Genomic DNA, 15,972 nt, shown 5'->3' on the forward strand with positions numbered 1-15,972 from the left:
CCCTCAGAGCATCTTTTCCAGTCCGATCATTCCCGCGACCCAGGCGTTCAGGCGTCGCCACAGGCTGCCCGGCTCGTGGCGCAGGACCTGGGGCCGGCCGTCGCGTTCGTCGATCCAGACCAGCTTCGGCCGGCTACCGCTGCGGTCGATGCGCACCTGGTAGCTGACGCTCGGCGCCATGCCCTCCAGCGCCAGTTGGCGGACCTGCTCGGCCAGCAGCGGACTGTCGACGATGACCCCGACTTCGGTGTTCCACAGGATCGAGCGCGGATCGAAGTTGAACGAACCGATGAATACCTTGCGCCGGTCGAAGACCATCGCCTTGCTGTGCAGGCTGGCGCTGCTCGATCCGTGCAGGCGCCAGGGCGCGCCGCTCAGCGGCTGGTCGGGATTGGCGCGCAGCTCGTAGAGCTTAACGCCATGCTCAAGCAGCGCCATCCGATAGGGCGCGTAGCCGGCATGCACGGCGGGCACGTCGGTGGCTTCCAGGGAGTTGGTCAGCAGGCGCACGCGGACGCCGCTGTCGGCCTTGCCGGTGAGGTAGTTGAGACCGTCCTTGGCCGGAACGAAATACGCCGAGACCAGGATCAGTTCCTTCTGCACGCCCTTGAACAGGCCCGCCAGGTGCGGACTGAGCAATAGGTGCGGGTCGGGCTCGCCGCGGCTCAATACCTTCAGCGGCGCATCCCAGATCGCCTCGGCGCGGGCCCAGGTGAGATTCTCCAGCCAGTTGCCCAGGCGTGGCTGGTCGCCGCGGTCGAACAGGTGGCGGATGTAGCCGGACTCCTTCACCGACTCCTTGCGCAGGTAGCGCTGCAACTTGCGTCGGGCCGACTCCAGTTCGCCGGGATAGGGCGCGCGCCAGAGGAAATCCTCGATCGGCCGGCTGATGGCGCTGTTCCAGTACTGGTCGAAGCTGTGCGAGAGCTGGTTGGCGATGGGGCCGACGCCGAGCAGGTCGAGGTCGGTGAAGTTCATCTCCGGCTTGGCGTTGAAATACTCGTCGCCGAGGTTGCGTCCGCCTACGATGGCCGCCGTGCCGTCGGCCAGCCACAGCTTGTTGTGCATGCGCCGGTGTTGCTGGGACAGGTTGAACAGGCGGCCGACGCCTCGCGTGATGCCGGTGGCGCGGCCCAGGTGCAACGGGTTGAACAGGCGCACCTGGATGTTCGGATGGGCGGAGAGCACACCGATCTCGTAGTCCCAGCCATCGCTGGCGGTGTCGTCGATGAGGATGCGTACCCGCACGCCACGGTCGGCTGCCTTGAGCAACTCGTAGGCGAGGGCGCGCGTGGTCAGTCCGTCGTGGACGATGTAGTACTGGATGTCGAGGCTGCGCTGGGCTGCGCGAATCAGCGCCGCGCGGGCGACGAAGGCATCCTCGCTGGCGCCCAGGAGGTGGAAGCCGGACTGGCCGGGGTGGTCGCGTCCCTGGATTTCGGCCTGCCTGGCCAGCCAGGTACCCTCGGCGGGCAGTGCCGACGACGGTTGCGGCGGAGGAGTGCTGGCGCAGCCGGAGAGGGCCAGGAGGGCCAGCAGGAGGAATCGGCGAAGCAAGGATATCTCCCGTGGAAACTCGAACGACCGGCTCATCCCGGTCGTGCGAATTCTAGGAGTTTTCCTCGGAAGAGCGATGCCCCGCCTGATTTTTTCAGAATCCACCGAGCCTCGGATGGGCTCAGCTACCGAGTTTTTCCTTCAGCCGGTACCAGGCCATGCCCAGCGCCAGCAGTGGCGAGCGCAGCAGCTTGCCGCCGGGGAAGGTGATGTGCGGCACCTTGGCGAACAGGTCGAAGCCGTCGCTCTGCTGGCCGCCGATGGCTTCGGCGAGCAACTGCCCGGCGAGGTGCGTGGCGTTCACCCCGTGTCCGGAATAGGCCTGGGCGAAGTACACGTTGGGCTGCCCCGGCAGGCGGCCGATCTGTGGCAGGCGATTGGCGCCGATGCCGATCATGCCGCCCCATTGGTAGTCGATGCGGACGTTCGCCAGTTGCGGGAATACCTCCAGCATCTTCGGCCGCATGTAGGCGGCGATGTCGCTGGGGTCGCGGCCGGAATAATGGCAGGCGCCACCGAACAGCAGGCGGTTGTCGGCGGAGAGCCGGTAGTAGTCGAGGGCCACGCGCTGGTCGCACACCGCCATGTTCTGCGGCAGCAGTTGGCGGGCCAGTTTCTCGTCCAGCGGTTCGGTGGCGATCACGTAGCTGCCGGCCGGCAGTACCTTGCCGCCGAGCAGCGGGTTGAGGTCGTTCATGTAGGCGTTGCAGCCCAGCACCAGGGTCTTCGCCCGCACTTTGCCGGTGGCGGTATGCACCTGGACTTCCGTGCCGTAGTCGATCCGCGTCACCGGCGAGCGCTCGAACAGGCGGACGCCCAGCGACTGGGCAGCGGCGGCTTCGCCGAGGACCAGGTTGAGCGGGTGCAGGTGGCCAGAGCCCATGTCCACCAGGCCGCCGACGTAGCGATCGGAGCCGACCACGCTGCGCATCTCCGCGGCCGGCACCAGGCGCATCTCGTGGCGATAGCCGAGGGCCTGGAGTTCCTCCATGTCCTCGCGGAAGCCCTGGTAGTCGCCGGGCTTGTTCGCCAGGTCGCAGTAGCCCCAGCGCAGATCGCAGTCGATGGCGTACTGCTCGACCCGGCGACGGACGATCTCCACCGCCTCCAGGCCCATCAGCTTGAGTGCCTTCACGCCGTCGGCGCCGATCACCGGGAGGAACTGCTCGACGTCATGGCCGACGCCGCGGATCAACTGGCCGCCATTGCGTCCACTGGCGCCCCAGCCGATCCGGTGCGCTTCCAGCAGGACCACGGAGAAGCCGCGCTGGGCCAGTTCCAACGCCGTGTTCACTCCCGAGAAGCCGCCACCGACGACGCACACGTCGGCCTGTTCTTCGCCGGCCAGGGGAGGGCACTCGATGCGTCGGTTGAGCGTGGCGGCGTAGTAGGAGGGGGCGTGTTGGGCGGTATGCACCGGCTGGTGAACGCGGGCGTTCATGTGTGAAATCCTGATTATTATGTGTGGAAAATTTGACGGAGCATAAACGTCAGTCGAGGCGCTCGCCAAGGGCGAAAAAGGAAAAAACTGCGAGGTGTTGCGGGGATCGTGTACAGAAAAGACGGTGTTTCCCGTCTATGCCGGGAGTCCTGGCGGACTCCCGGAAAGTGCCTTGGGTCAATCCGGAACCGGTAGGTCGAGCGATTCCTTGACCTCTTCCATGACGATATAGCTCTTCGACTCGCGTACGTGCGGCAGTTTCAGCAGGATGTCGCCGAGCAGCTTGCGGTAGGACGCCATTTCCGAGATGCGAGCCTTCACCAGGTAGTCGAAGTGGCCGGACACCAGGTGGCATTCCAGCACATGGGGCAGCTTGAGCACCGCCCGGCGAAACTCTTCGAAGGTATCGCCGGACTTGTAGTCCAGGCTGATCTCGACGAACACCAGCAGGCTGGCCTTCAGATGCTGCGGATTGAGCCGGGCGTGATAGCCCATGATCAGGCCTTCGCGCTCCAGGCGGCGCACGCGTTCGGTGCAGGGTGTGGTCGAGAGGCCGACGCGTTCGCCCAGCTCGGTGAAGGAAATGCGACCTTCCTCCTGCAGGATGCGGAGGATGTTGCGGTCGATCTTGTCCAGCTCGCGCTTGCTCTGATGCTGGGTACGCATGGATGGAGGCTCCCCGTCTGGCTCGGAAAATCCGGAAATTTTCCGCCAATATAACGTCGAAAGCAGGGAAAAACACTGGCCAGGGAAAACGCCTTGATCTTGCACGAGGGCCCCGCCACCCTTGGCCGGGTCGGCAACGGACAGAGGTAGGACATGCGTTTGCGCAGAAGGACGACGTTGCTGCTGGTATTTGCAGTGCTGTTGCTGCTGGCGTTCGGCTACGGCTGGCATGCCTGGCGCAGCCTGTTGCGCGAGCAGGGTGTCGAGCGCCTGGAGTGGCAAGGCCTGGGCCTGTCCGCCGAAGGCATCGGGCTGCGACGGCTGGCGCTGGAGCGGCGCGGCGCGGATGGCGCCAGCTTGCGACTGGACGTGGAACACGCGCTGCTGCGCTGGCCCGGGCTGTCGGGTTGGCGTCCGCGTCTACCCGGCCTGCGCGTGGAGCAAGTGGCGCTCGCCTGGCAACCGGCTGCCGCGAGTTCCGACGACGACTCCGCTGCGCTGGACTGGACGTCCCTGCGCGAGACCCTCGCCTGGCTGCCGGAACAGATCCACCTCGAACGCTTCCATCTCGACCTGCCTTGTCCCGCCGGCCGCTGCGAGCAGGACGGCGGGCTGGACATCGGCCGCCCGTCGGGAGCGCTGTTTCCGCTGGCTGCGCAACTGCGCCTGCAACAAGAGGCGCAGCAGGCCCAGCTCGACGCCCAGCTCTTCGAGGAGCCTACCGGTTGGCGCCTGCGGGCGCGCGCGCAACTCGACCGGCAGGCGCTGCTGACGCTGGACAGCCAGCTCGCGCCGTCCGATGGCGACGGCCTCTGGCAGGGGCGCCTGGAGGCGCCCGGCCTGCCGGACACCCGTGGCCTGGTGGTCTGGCTCAATCGCTGGTTGCCGGAAGCCCAGCGCCTGCCCGACGCACCGCAAGCCCTGCGTCTGCAAGCGGACTGGACGATCCGCCTGGCGCCTGGCAGCGACTGGCTGGAGCCGCGCCGGGTGCTCGACGGCGGTGGCTCGGCGGCGCTGCTGGTGCAGGCTCCGCAAGCCTGGCCGCTGCCCGGTCTGGGTAATGTACAGGGCGAACTGCAAGTCCAACTGGATGGAGACGAGGGCGCCTGGTTGCCACGCCAGCTGCGCAGCGACTTGCGCCTGAGCCAGTTGCACGGCGAGTGGTTGCAGGCGCTGCCGGCCGAGTTGCGGCCGAGCGCGCTGGGCTTGCGCAGCGAGCCGCTGGAGCGCGATGCCGATAGCGTCACCGCGTTGCGCCTGGCGTTCACCAGCGAGGGCGCGAGTACGCTGAAGCTGGAGACGCGGCTCGACCTGCTGGGCATCTCGCCGTGGGCCGCCAGGCTGGTGGAGGGTCGCTTGCAGGTGGACGCGCCGCGCCTGCAATACCTGGGCTGGAAAGCCGAGCGACTGGTCGCGGAGATTCCCCTGGAGGGCCGGCTGGACGGGCAGCGCGCCAACCTCTCCTTCGGCAGGGGCGCGCGGTTGCAGGCGGCGTCCCTGGCCGAGCCGTCGACGCTGCACCTTGGCCAGCCCCGCCTCGACCTCGCCGGGGCCGCTCTCGAACTGGCCTACCAGCCGCTGGCGCTGCATTTCGCCGGGCCGCTGCAGGCGCAGGTCGGACAACTCCGCCAGGCCAACCTCAAACCGTTGGCCTGGACCTTCGAGGGGCCGCTCGACACCACCCTCGAGCGCACCAGCCTGAAGGGACGGCTGAGCAACGGCGCGGGGTTGGCGGCGGACATCCAGCTGCAGCGCGACGCGAAGACGCCCCTGGCGCTCTCCGCCAGGCTGGCCGAGGTGTTCTTCCGTACCGGCAATCCGCTGGCCGCGACCCTCGCCGACTGGCCGGGGCTGCTCGAACTGGGCAATGGGCGAGCGACCGCCGCGGCCGGCTGGAAGCTCGATGCGGCGGGCGCCTCGTCCCTCGACCTGGACCTGACCCTGAAAGGCCTCGACGGTATCTACGACCGCAGCGAGCTGAAGGGGCTGGGCGGCAGCCTGGCCTTGCGCCTGCGTGGCGGTCAGTTGAGCCTGGACAGCCCCGGCCTGAGCCTGGCCGAGGCCAATCCCGGCCTGCCGCTGGGGCCGGTGAGTTTCCGCGGGCGCTATGAGGCCCCGCTTTCCGCGCCGGGCAGCGGCCGTTTGAGCTGGCAGACGTTGCAGAGCGGCCTGTTCGGCGGGCAGGCCTCGGTCCCCGCGGGGAGCATCCGCCTGGGTCAGGCTGAGCAGAAGTTCGCCTTGCGTATCCAGGGCATACAACTCGGCGAGATTTTCCGGGTCTATCCGGCGGAGGGCCTGGCCGGCGAAGGCGCCCTGGACGGCGAGCTGCCGCTGATGCTGAACCGCTGGAAGCCCAGCGTCTCCGGCGGCCAGGTCAAGGCCCGCGAGCCCGGTTACCTGCGCTTCCGCTCGGCGAAGATCGAGGCGCTGGGGCGCAGCAACCCGGGGATGAAGCTGGTCGCCGATGCCCTCGACGATTTCCACTACGACGTCCTGCAAAGCAGCGTCGATTATCATGAGAACGGCAAGCTGTTGCTCGGCCTGCGCTTGCAGGGCAGCAACCCGGACCTGGAGAAGGGGCGCCCGGTCAACCTCAACGTCAATCTGGAGGAGGATATCCCGGCACTGCTGACCAGCCTGCAACTGAGCGACCGGGTCAGCGAAACCATTCGCCAACGTGTGCAGGAGCGCATGCAGAAACGCAAGGCTTCGGCGCCATGAGCCATACAGGAGAACCCCCGATGCGCCTCTGCGCTCTATTCGCTGTCCTGCTGCTGGGCAGCCTGACGATGGCCTGCACGCCCACCGTGCAGCTGGCGGCTCCCAGCGAGCCGATCAACATCAATCTCAACGTGAAAATCGAGCACGAGATCTACATCAAGGTCGACAAGGCTCTGGACGGCATCATCAACGAGAACAGCGGCCTGTTCTAAAGGAGCGGATCCATGACAACCCGTAGCAAACTCGGTATCGCCCTGCTGGCCCTCGGCATCAGCCTTTCCGCCATGGCGATGGACCTCGGCCAGGCCATGTCGGCCCTTGGCGGCGCCAAGGCCCAGGGCCTGGTCGGCGAGCAGGCGGACGGCTACCTTGGCGTGGTCAGCAACAGCGGCCAGGCGGCGGACATCGCCGCGCAGATCAATGCCGCGCGGCGTGCCGAATACCAGAAGGTGGCCAACAGCAGCGGCGCTTCGCTGGCCGACGTGGAGGCCATGGCCGGCAAGAAGGCGATGGAGAGAACCCCTGCCGGGCAGTACGTCCAGGTCGGCGGCAAGTGGGTGAAGAAATAGCGCGAAGGCTCCGCGAGCGCTCTGGGACGCTGCTCCGGTCGCAAGGGACGGGCAGTGTCCGCGGAATTTTTCCTGTCGCGAGCGGTTCCTTCAGGGACTCCTGCCGTTTTCCATGGCTTCTGCGACAGGCTTTCCCGAAAAAGCGACTCCCGGCCTGAGTTCGATCATTTAAATATGCGGTATTTTTCCAGTTTTATGGTGGATGCGCCTCGGTAAAACCCCTAATTGTCCGGTTTTTTACCTGAGTAACCGCCTAAAATTGGTGATTATTTCTGCCTGCCTCTTCCTATACTGCGCGCATCTACACGCTCAAAATAACAAACGTCCGCGGTTCCTCCGCGACGTGGGAGGCGACAATGCGAGTTCTGGTCCTTGGCAGCGGTGTCATCGGTACCGCCAGTGCGTATTACCTGGCCCGTGCCGGGTTCGAGGTGGTGGTGGTCGACCGTCAGGACGGTCCCGCGCTGGAAACCAGCTTCGCCAACGCCGGCCAGGTGTCTCCCGGCTACGCTTCGCCCTGGGCAGCCCCGGGCATTCCCCTGAAGGCCATGAAGTGGCTGCTGGAAAAGCACGCGCCGCTGGCCATCAAGCTCACCTCCGATCCCAGCCAGTACGCCTGGATGCTGCAGATGCTGCGCAACTGCACCGCCGAGCGCTACGCCGTGAACAAGGAGCGCATGGTCCGCCTGTCCGAGTACAGCCGCGATTGCCTCGACGAACTGCGCGCCGAGACCGGCATCGCCTACGAGGGCCGCACCCTCGGCACCACCCAACTGTTCCGCACCCAGGCGCAGCTGGACGCCGCCGGCAAGGACATCGCCGTGCTCGAGCGCTCCGGCGTGCCCTACGAGGTTCTCGACCGCGATGGCATCGCCCGCGTAGAGCCGGCCTTGGCCAAGGTCGCCGACAAGCTGGTCGGCGCCTTGCGCCTGCCCAACGACCAGACCGGCGACTGCCAGCTGTTCACCACCCGCCTGGCGGAAATGGCCAAGGGCCTGGGCGTGGAGTTCCGCTTCGGCCAGAACATCGAGCGCCTGGACTTCGCCGGCGACCGCATCAACGGCGTGCTGGTCAACGGCGAATTGCTCACCGCCGACCACTACGTGCTGGCCCTGGGCAGCTACTCGCCGCAACTGCTCAAGCCGCTGGGTATCAAGGCTCCGGTCTATCCGCTGAAGGGTTATTCGCTGACCGTGCCGATCACCAACCCGGAGATGGCGCCGACCTCGACCATCCTCGACGAGACCTACAAGGTGGCGATCACCCGCTTCGACCAGCGCATCCGCGTCGGCGGCATGGCGGAAATCGCCGGCTTCGACCTGTCGCTGAACCCGCGCCGCCGCGAGACCCTGGAAATGATCACCACCGACCTCTATCCCGAGGGCGGCGATATCAGCCAGGCGACCTTCTGGACCGGCCTGCGCCCGGCGACCCCGGATGGCACCCCGATCGTCGGCGCCACCCGCTACCGCAACCTGTTCCTCAATACCGGCCACGGCACCCTGGGTTGGACCATGGCCTGCGGGTCGGGTCGCTACCTGGCCGACCTGATGGCGAAGAAGCGCCCGCAGATCAGTACCGAAGGCCTGGATATTTCCCGCTACAGCAATTCCCCGGAGAACGCCAAGAATGCCCATCCAGCGCCAGCACACTAACGAGCGTATGAGCCAGATCGTCGTCCACAACGGCACCGTCTACCTGGCGGGCCAGGTGGGCGAGGACATGTCCGCGGGCGTCGAGCAGCAGACCCGCGAGACCCTGGCGGCCATCGAGCGTCTGCTGGAAGAGGCCGGCACCGACAAGACTCGGATCCTCTCGGTGACCATCTACCTGAAGGACATCGACGCCGACTTCGAAGGCATGAACCGCGTCTGGGACCAGTGGCTGCCGCGCGGCGTCGCGCCGGCGCGCGCCACCGTCGAAGCCAAGCTCTGCGAGCCGGAGATCCTGGTAGAGATGTCGGTGGTCGCTGCGCTGCCCTGAGTTTTGTCTGGCCCGGCCGGAGAGCCGGGCTTTTTTTCGCCTGATGAAAGGTGCGCGATGCCGCACCTCGCTGAAGAGAGACCCGTCGCCATGCGCCCCGCCCGTGCCCTGATCGACCTGCAAGCCCTTCGTCACAACTATCGGCTGGCCCGCGAGGCCACCGGCGCCCGTGCGCTCGCGGTGATCAAGGCGGACGCATACGGCCACGGCGCGGTGCGCTGTGCCGAAGCGCTGGCGGCCGAGGCCGATGGCTTCGCCGTGGCCTGCATCGAGGAGGGCCTGGAGCTGCGCGAGGCCGGTATCCGCCAGCCGATCCTGCTGCTGGAGGGCTTCTTCGAGGCGTCCGAGCTGGAGCTGATCGTCGCCCACGACTTCTGGTGCGTGGTGCATTGCGCCTGGCAATTGGAGGCGATCGAACGCGCCAGCCTGGCCCGCCCGCTGAACGTCTGGCTGAAGATGGATTCGGGCATGCACCGCGTCGGCTTCTTCCCCGAGGACTTCCGCGCCGCCCACGAGCGCCTGCGGGCCAGCGGCAAGGTGGCGAAGATCGTGATGATGAGTCACTTCTCCCGCGCCGACGAACTGGATTGCCCGCGCACCGAGGAACAGCTCGCCGCCTTCGCGGCCGCTAGCCAGGGCCTGGAAGGCGAGATCAGCCTGCGCAATTCGCCAGCCGTGCTCGGCTGGCCGAAGGTGCCCAGCGATTGGGTACGTCCGGGCATCCTGCTCTACGGAGCCACGCCGTTCGAGCGCGCACATCCGCTGGCCGACCGCTTGCGCCCGGTGATGACCCTGGAATCGAAGGTGATCAGCGTCCGCGACCTGCCGGCCGGCGAACCGGTCGGCTACGGCGCGCGCTACAGCACCGAGCGTAGCCAGCGCATCGGCGTGGTCGCCATGGGCTACGCCGATGGCTATCCGCGCCACGCCGCCGACGGCACCCTTGTGTTCATCGACGGCAAGCCGGGGCGCCTGGTTGGCCGGGTATCGATGGACATGCTCACCGTCGACCTTACCGACCATCCCCAGGCCGGGCTGGGCAGCCGGGTCGAACTATGGGGCCCGAACGTGCCGGTCGGCGCCCTGGCGGCGCAGTTCGGCAGCATTCCCTACCAGCTGCTGTGCAACCTGAAAAGGGTGCCGCGCGTCTATTCCGGGGCTTGAGAAAAACTTTCCGAATTCTTTGCGCAGGCATGTCGACCGATCTGTTGTAAATACTGAACAGTGTTGCCATGATACGGCCGACTTGGGGTCGCCAGCCGTGTGCGGCCTCGTTTTGCCTTGCCTGCCAGAAGAATAAGGAGGACTCCACCCTTGGACGTCGGTGCTCGTCTGCAAACCATCCGAAAGCTCAAAGGTCTTTCCCAGCGCGAACTCGCCAAACGGGCGGGTGTCACCAACAGCACTATCTCGATGATCGAGAAAAACAGCGTGAGCCCTTCCATCAGTTCGCTGAAGAAGGTGCTGGGCGGTATCCCCATGTCCCTGGTGGAGTTCTTCTCCCTGGACCTGGAGCAGGACAGCCATACCCAGGTTGTCTACAAGGCAGACGAACTGATCGACATTTCCAGCGGCGCGGTGTCCATGCGCCTGGTGGGCAAGGCGCACCCGAGCCGGGCGATCGCCTTCCTCGACGAAACCTACCCGCCGGGCTCCGACACCGGCGAGGAAATGCTCAACCACGAAGGCGAGGAGGCCGGCGTGCTGGTCGACGGGCGCCTGGAACTGACCGTCGGCAGCGAGACCTATGTGCTCGAGCGCGGCGACAGCTACTATTTCGAGAGCAACAAGCCGCACCGTTTTCGCAATCCCTACGATGTGCCGGCACGCTTGATCAGTGCCACCACGCCCGCAAATTTCTGACCTGAAGCACAAGACCCCGCCGGGCCCGAAGGGCGCCGGCCGACAAGGGGCATGCGGGGCTGCGACCTAATGCCGCAAGGCTTTGCGAGGGTGTGCAATTGTTTCTGCCGGGCTTTCTTTGCCGTTATACTTGCGCCCGCCCGCGCGGCCCGCAGTGATCGGTATCGTGCCCGGGTGTGATAAGCCACGATGAGGGTGTAAGGGTGAACCTGATTAAAAAAATGCTGGCGGCCCAAGCTGCCGTGTTGGCCCTGTGGGCTGTAAGCGCTCAGGCTACGACCACTGACGATGCGATCGCCAAGCGCCTCGAGCCGGTAGGCAAGGTCTGCGTACAAGGCAAGGAATGCGAAGGCGTCGGCGCCGTCGCGGCAGCCGCCGGTGGCGGCGGTGCGCGTTCCGGCGAAGACATCGTCGGCAAGACCTGCAACACCTGCCACGGCACCGGCCTGCTGGGCGCGCCGAAGGTTGGCGACAAGGCCGAGTGGGGCAAGCGCGCCAAGGAGCAGGGCGGCCTCGATGGCCTGCTGGCCAAGGCGATTTCCGGTATCAACGCCATGCCGCCGAAAGGCACCTGCGCCGATTGCTCGGACGACGAGCTGAAAGCCGCGATCAAGCATATGTCCGGTCTGTAACAACGCCGGAACCGTGTCGCGAAAAGCCGCCTCCTGGCGGCTTTTTCGTATCCGCGGTGCGGGTTTTTCCCGCTGGCGGATCGTCCCGCCGGCAAACAGGGTCCAAACTTCCGGCTACCCATTCGCCGGAGGGCATCGTCTTGAGCCGAACCTGTTCCATCGACGCCGCAGTCGATCACTTGCTGCAGACCATCGAGGGCCCGATTCGCATGGGCCTGCCCCTCGGGCTGGGCAAGCCCAACCGACTGGTCAATGCGTTGTACCAGCGCCTGCGGACCCTGCCGGAGCGCCAACTGACGCTGTATACCGCGCTTTCCCTGGGGCGTCCCGCCGCTGGCGGCGACCTGCAACGGCGTTTCCTCGAGCCTTTCGCCGAACGGGTCTTCGCCGACTACCCGGAGCTGGATTACCTGCACGCCCTGCGCCGCGACGAACTGCCGGCGAACATCCGCGTCGAGGAGTTCTACCTGCAGCCCGGCAGCCTGCTGGACAGCGCGCCGGCGCAGCAGCACTACATCAGTTGCAACTACAGCCACGTCGCCCGCGACATCAATGCCAAGGGCGTCAACGCGGTGGCCCAGCTGGTGGCGCGGCATCCCGAGCGGCCGGGCAAGCTGAGCCTGGCCTGCAACCCGGATATCACCCTGGACCTCCTGCCGATGCTGGAGAAGCGTCGCGCCGCTGACGAGACCATCGTCGCCATCGGCGTGGTCCACGATGACCTGCCCTACCTGCCGGGCGACGCCGAGGTCGAGGAGTCGGTATTCGACCTGCTGATCGACGCGCCGGCGGAAAGCAGCCGGCTGTTCTCCACGCCGAACATGCCGGTCAACCTGCAGGATCACTGTATCGGTCTCCACGCCAGCGCGCTGGTGCGCGACGGCGGCACCCTGCAGATCGGCATCGGCTCGATGGGCGACGCGCTGACCGCCGCCCTGCTGCTGCGCCAGCGCGACAACGCCACCTACCGGGCGTTGATCGACGAGCTGGGTGTGCGTGCGCGCTGGGCCGAGACGATCGAGCGCGACGGTGGCCTGGAGCCGTTCCGCCGGGGGCTTTACGGTTGCAGCGAGATGTTCGTGCCGGGTCTGCTGGCGCTGGCCGAGGCCGGCGTGCTGAGCCGCCGGGTCTACCCCGACGAAGCGCGGCAGCGTGCCGCCGAGCGCGGTGAGGCGCCGGTGGAGGGCGGGGTGTGGCTGCACGGCGGCTTTTTCCTCGGTCCGTTGGCGTTCTACCGGCGCCTGCGCGAGATGTCGCTGGAAGAGCGCGCCGGGATCGGCATGACCGGCATCGGCTTCGTCAACAACCTGTACCGCCAGGAAGAGCTGAAGCGTCTGCAGCGGCGCGACGCGCGCTTCATCAACAGCGCCTTCACCGTGACCCTGCTCGGCGCCGGGGTCGCCGACCAGCTGGAGGACGGCCGGGTGCTCAGTGGCGTCGGCGGGCAGTACAACTTCGTCGCCCAGGCCCACGAGCTGGAGGGCGCACGTTCGATCCTGATGCTGCGTAGCTGGCGCGAATCCGGCGGGGAAGTCAGTTCGAACATCGTCTGGCAGTACGCCCACACCACCATTCCCCGGCACTTGCGTGACATGGTGGTGACCGAGTACGGGATCGCCGACCTGCGCGGCAAGAATGACGCGGAAGTGATCGCCGCGCTGCTGGCCATCGCCGACTCGCGCTTCCAGCAGGCGCTGGCCGAGCAGGCCCAGTCGGCCGGCAAGCTGCCGAAGGATTTCGTCCTGCCCGAACGCTATCGCAACAATACCCCGGAGCGCCTGCAGGCCTTGCACCAGGCCCACGCAGCGGCGCTGCCGGAGTTTCCCCTGGGCAGCGATTTCGACGAGGTCGAGCAGGACCTGCTGCGGGCGCTGGGTTGGCTCAAGCGCAAGCTGAAGCTGAGCGAGATCCTCGAACTGGGCAAGGCGACCCTGGATGCGCCGGAGCCAGAAGCCTACCCGGCGCATCTGCGGCGCATGGACCTGGACGATCCGCAGGGGCTTCGCGAGGAACTCTACCAGCGCTTGCTGCTGGCCGGCCTGCGAGCCAGCCAGGAAGAGCGGGGCTGAGTGGCGCTCAGTCGAGGAACTCGACCTGACCGCCGGCCAGCGATTTCACCCGGGCCAGGGACTCGACCCGGTAGCCTTCGCTTTCCAGCAGGGCGCGGCCATCCTGGAAGGATTTCTCGATGACGATGCCGAGCCCGGCGATGCTCGCGCCGGCCTGGCCGATCAGGTCGATCAGCGCCTTGGCGGCATGGCCGTTGGCGAGGAAGTCGTCGATCACCAGCACGTGGTCGTGGGCGTTCAGGTGCTTGGCCGAGATGGCGATGGTGCTCTCGGTCTGCTTGGTGAAGGAGAACACCTTGGAGATGTACAGGTTGTCCTTCAGGGTCAGCGACTGGTACTTGCGGGCGAAGATCACCGGGACGCCCAGCTCCAGGCCGGCCATGACCGCCGGGGCGATGCCGGAAGCCTCGATGGTGACGATCTTGGTGATGCCCTGGTCGCGGAAGCGCATGGCGAACGCGTGACCGACCTGCTGCATCAGCTGCGGGTCGATCTGGTGGTTGAGAAAGGCGTCGACCTTGAGTACGTGCTCGGAAAGGACGATGCCTTCCGAGCGGATTTTGTCTTTGAGAATGTCCACGGGTGGCTTCCTGCGAAGCGGCTGTCGCTGATGAAGCGCGGCATTGTACCGCCAGCCGGCGCCGCGCGCGACGTTCTCTCGGACGAGCGAACATGATCGAGCGGTCAGGAATCCGCGCCTGCCCGGCGCGGCCCCGTGGCAGGCGGGCCGCGCCGCTGCCGGCTCATTTCAGCAGGTTGTTCACCAGTAGCGTCTCGACGTCCTTGAAGCGCCCGCTGAGCACGGCCTTGGCGGCGTAGAGCGCGGTGTCGGCGACCTGGCCGAACTCGATCTTCGGCGGCATCACCAGCTCCGCAGGGTTGGTATGCACGTCCAGCAGCGCCGGACCGGGCTGGGCGAGGAACTCCTGCACCGCCGCCTCGAGCTCCTCGGAGCGCGTCACCTTGCGTCCGTGGAAGCCGATCACTTCGGCGAGACGGGCGAAGTCCGGGTTGAGCAGGTCGGTGTAGTTGTCCAGCAGGCCCTCGACCTTCTGTTCCAGCTCGACGAAGTTCAGCGAGGCATTGTTCAGCACCACTACCTTGATCGGCAGTTTTTCCTGGATGGCCGTCAGCAGGTCGCCGAGCAGCATGGCCAGGCCGCCGTCGCCGGAGATCGAGATCACCTGGCGCTCGGGGTAGGCCTTCTTCAGTCCCAGCGCCTGGGGCATGGCGTTGGCCATGGTGCCGTGGACCAGGCTGGTGAGGGTGCGGCGCTTGCCGTTGCTGTGGATGTGACGCAACAGCCAGACCATCGCCGAGCCGCCGTCGGCGGTGAACAGGGCGTCCTCGCTGGCGTGCTGGTCGAGCAGGCTGACCAGGTGCTGCGGATGGATCAGCTCGCCCTTGCCGGCTTGCTCCTCTTTTTCCAGCGTCCGCAGCGAGCGCTCGCGGTGCTCCAGGCATTCGTCGAGGAAGCTGCGCTCCTCGCGGGCTTCGAGCAACGGCAAGAGCGCCTCGAGGGTGGGGATCACGTCGCCGACCACGCCGAGATCGATGGGGTGGCGGCGGCCCAGGTGGCTGCCATCGCGGTCGACCTGGATCAGGGTGGCCTTCTGCGGATAGAACTGCGCCCAGGCGAAGTCGGCGCCGAGCAGCAGGAGGGTGTCGCACTCGGTCATCATGTGGAAGCCGGACTCGATCCCGAGCATACCGGTCATGCCCATGTTGAAGGGGTTGTCGTACTCGACGAAGTCCTTGGCCCGCGACGTGTGCGCGATGGGCGCCTTGAGGCGGTCGGCGAGGGCCACCAGCAGGTCGTGGGCGCCCTGGCAGCCGGAGCCGGCGTAGATGCCGATCTTCTTGCCGTGGGCCAGCAGGCGGGCGACGTCCTGCAGTTCGGCGTCGCTGGGGCGCAGCACCGGTTGCGGGAAATGCACCGAGAACGGCAGGTCGTCCTTCACCGTGGCCTGGCTGATGTCGGCCGGCAGGATCACCACCGCTACGCCGCGCCGGTTGAGCGCCGCCTGGCAGGCCAGGGCCACCACCCGGCGCGCCTGTTCCGGGCTGTGCACCTGCTCGCAGAACACCGAGCAGCTGGCGTAGACCGCCTTGAAGTCGACCTCCTGGGGAAACTCCATGCCCAGTTGCGGGGTGACGATCTGGCTGGCGATCAGCACCATCGGCGCGCGGTTGCGCTGGGCCTCGTAGACGCCGTTGATGAAGTGCAGGCTGCCCGGTCCGCAGGAGCCGGCGCAGGCGGTCAGGCGTCCGCTGATGTAGGACTCGGCGCCCGCGGCGAAGGCCGCCGCTTCTTCGTGGCGCACGTGGACCCACTGGATCTGGCTGCGATGGATGGCGTCGGTGACATGGTTGAGGGTGTCGCCGACGATGCCATAGCAATGGCGGACGCCGGCGGCTTCCAGGGTTTCCACGACGATCTCGGCGACTTTCTTGCTCGACATGAAGCTGTC

At 66.7% G+C, this 15,972-nt stretch carries 14 protein-coding genes; 9 read left to right on the forward strand and 5 right to left on the reverse strand.

What is annotated here, in order from left to right:
• Nucleotides 1-3: 3 nt before the first annotated feature.
• From HMPREF3014_RS07485 to dadR, 3 genes are all read right to left on the reverse strand, one after another.
• On the reverse strand, nt 4-1,593 hold the full coding sequence (locus HMPREF3014_RS07485; RefSeq protein WP_004347289.1) for a phospholipase D family protein: 1,590 nt from the start codon (nt 1,591-1,593) through the stop codon (nt 4-6).
• Between the two features lie 85 nt (nt 1,594-1,678).
• On the reverse strand, nt 1,679-2,998 hold the full coding sequence (locus tag HMPREF3014_RS07490) for an NAD(P)/FAD-dependent oxidoreductase (RefSeq protein ID WP_003098280.1): 1,320 nt from the start codon (nt 2,996-2,998) through the stop codon (nt 1,679-1,681).
• Nucleotides 2,999-3,175: 177 nt separating this feature from the next.
• Nucleotides 3,176-3,664, reverse strand: coding sequence for a transcriptional regulator DadR (dadR, locus tag HMPREF3014_RS07495; protein WP_003096535.1), 489 nt, complete (start codon nt 3,662-3,664; stop codon nt 3,176-3,178).
• A gap of 153 nt (nt 3,665-3,817) precedes the next feature.
• Here dadR and HMPREF3014_RS07500 point away from each other — a divergent pair, with 153 nt between their 5' ends.
• The 9 genes from HMPREF3014_RS07500 (at nt 3,818) to HMPREF3014_RS07540 (ending at nt 13,501) form a co-directional block, all read left to right on the forward strand.
• Nucleotides 3,818-6,385 (forward strand): intermembrane phospholipid transport YdbH family protein, encoded by a 2,568-nt coding sequence (locus tag HMPREF3014_RS07500; RefSeq protein WP_017001886.1) that lies wholly within the window; start codon nt 3,818-3,820, stop codon nt 6,383-6,385.
• Between the two features lie 20 nt (nt 6,386-6,405).
• On the forward strand, nt 6,406-6,597 hold the full coding sequence (locus tag HMPREF3014_RS07505; protein WP_003096523.1) for a YnbE family lipoprotein: 192 nt from the start codon (nt 6,406-6,408) through the stop codon (nt 6,595-6,597).
• Nucleotides 6,598-6,609: 12 nt separating this feature from the next.
• On the forward strand, nt 6,610-6,954 hold the full coding sequence (locus HMPREF3014_RS07510; protein WP_003098276.1) for a YdbL family probable chaperone protein: 345 nt from the start codon (nt 6,610-6,612) through the stop codon (nt 6,952-6,954).
• A 356-nt stretch (nt 6,955-7,310) separates the two neighbouring features.
• The gene (gene dadA / locus HMPREF3014_RS07515) at nt 7,311-8,609 is read left to right on the forward strand and encodes a D-amino acid dehydrogenase (protein ID WP_003098274.1); all 1,299 of its coding nucleotides are present in this window, start codon (nt 7,311-7,313) and stop codon (nt 8,607-8,609) included.
• The gene (locus tag HMPREF3014_RS07520) at nt 8,584-8,937 is read left to right on the forward strand and encodes a RidA family protein (protein WP_003098273.1); all 354 of its coding nucleotides are present in this window, start codon (nt 8,584-8,586) and stop codon (nt 8,935-8,937) included. Before dadA ends, HMPREF3014_RS07520 begins: the two co-directional genes overlap by 26 nt.
• A 90-nt stretch (nt 8,938-9,027) precedes the next feature.
• Complete coding sequence (gene alr, locus HMPREF3014_RS07525) at nt 9,028-10,101, forward strand: alanine racemase (protein WP_003096515.1); 1,074 nt, start codon at nt 9,028-9,030, stop codon at nt 10,099-10,101.
• 150 nt (nt 10,102-10,251) lie between these two features.
• Nucleotides 10,252-10,800, forward strand: a complete 549-nt coding sequence (locus HMPREF3014_RS07530) for a cupin domain-containing protein (RefSeq protein WP_003096513.1) — start codon at nt 10,252-10,254, stop codon at nt 10,798-10,800.
• A gap of 203 nt (nt 10,801-11,003) precedes the next feature.
• Complete coding sequence (locus HMPREF3014_RS07535; RefSeq protein ID WP_003096511.1) at nt 11,004-11,432, forward strand: c-type cytochrome; 429 nt, start codon at nt 11,004-11,006, stop codon at nt 11,430-11,432.
• A 209-nt stretch (nt 11,433-11,641) separates the two neighbouring features.
• Nucleotides 11,642-13,501 carry an acetyl-CoA hydrolase/transferase C-terminal domain-containing protein gene (locus HMPREF3014_RS07540; RefSeq protein WP_073647833.1) on the forward strand — a complete coding sequence of 620 codons (1,860 nt, stop codon included), beginning with the start codon at nt 11,642-11,644 and terminating at the stop codon, nt 13,499-13,501.
• Nucleotides 13,502-13,508: 7 nt separating this feature from the next.
• On the opposite strand, the gene HMPREF3014_RS07545 is transcribed toward HMPREF3014_RS07540, so the two are convergent.
• Together HMPREF3014_RS07545 and HMPREF3014_RS07550 are read right to left on the reverse strand one after the other, a co-directional pair.
• The gene (locus tag HMPREF3014_RS07545; protein WP_003096508.1) at nt 13,509-14,081 is read right to left on the reverse strand and encodes a xanthine phosphoribosyltransferase; all 573 of its coding nucleotides are present in this window, start codon (nt 14,079-14,081) and stop codon (nt 13,509-13,511) included.
• 163 nt (nt 14,082-14,244) lie between these two features.
• A complete protein-coding gene (locus HMPREF3014_RS07550) occupies nt 14,245-15,963 on the reverse strand; it encodes a thiamine pyrophosphate-dependent enzyme (protein ID WP_003098265.1) in 1,719 nt (572 codons plus the stop codon).
• Nucleotides 15,964-15,972 lie beyond the last annotated feature (9 nt).

The organism is Pseudomonas sp. HMSC065H01 (genome assembly GCF_001815235.1).
In the GTDB taxonomy this organism is placed as follows: domain Bacteria; phylum Pseudomonadota; class Gammaproteobacteria; order Pseudomonadales; family Pseudomonadaceae; genus Pseudomonas; species Pseudomonas aeruginosa.

Coding starts and splice junctions, on each gene's coding strand:
- HMPREF3014_RS07485 (WP_004347289.1), bottom strand. CDS start 1,593: ATGAGCCGGTCGTTCGAGTTTCCACGGGAGATATCCTTGCTTCGCCGA.
- HMPREF3014_RS07490 (WP_003098280.1), bottom strand. CDS start 2,998: ATGAACGCCCGCGTTCACCAGCCGGTGCATACCGCCCAACACGCCCCC.
- dadR (WP_003096535.1), bottom strand. CDS start 3,664: ATGCGTACCCAGCATCAGAGCAAGCGCGAGCTGGACAAGATCGACCGC.
- HMPREF3014_RS07500 (WP_017001886.1), top strand. CDS start 3,818: ATGCGTTTGCGCAGAAGGACGACGTTGCTGCTGGTATTTGCAGTGCTG.
- HMPREF3014_RS07505 (WP_003096523.1), top strand. CDS start 6,406: ATGCGCCTCTGCGCTCTATTCGCTGTCCTGCTGCTGGGCAGCCTGACG.
- HMPREF3014_RS07510 (WP_003098276.1), top strand. CDS start 6,610: ATGACAACCCGTAGCAAACTCGGTATCGCCCTGCTGGCCCTCGGCATC.
- dadA (WP_003098274.1), top strand. CDS start 7,311: ATGCGAGTTCTGGTCCTTGGCAGCGGTGTCATCGGTACCGCCAGTGCG.
- HMPREF3014_RS07520 (WP_003098273.1), top strand. CDS start 8,584: ATGCCCATCCAGCGCCAGCACACTAACGAGCGTATGAGCCAGATCGTC.
- alr (WP_003096515.1), top strand. CDS start 9,028: ATGCGCCCCGCCCGTGCCCTGATCGACCTGCAAGCCCTTCGTCACAAC.
- HMPREF3014_RS07540 (WP_073647833.1), top strand. CDS start 11,642: ATGGGCCTGCCCCTCGGGCTGGGCAAGCCCAACCGACTGGTCAATGCG.
- HMPREF3014_RS07550 (WP_003098265.1), bottom strand. CDS start 15,963: ATGTCGAGCAAGAAAGTCGCCGAGATCGTCGTGGAAACCCTGGAAGCC.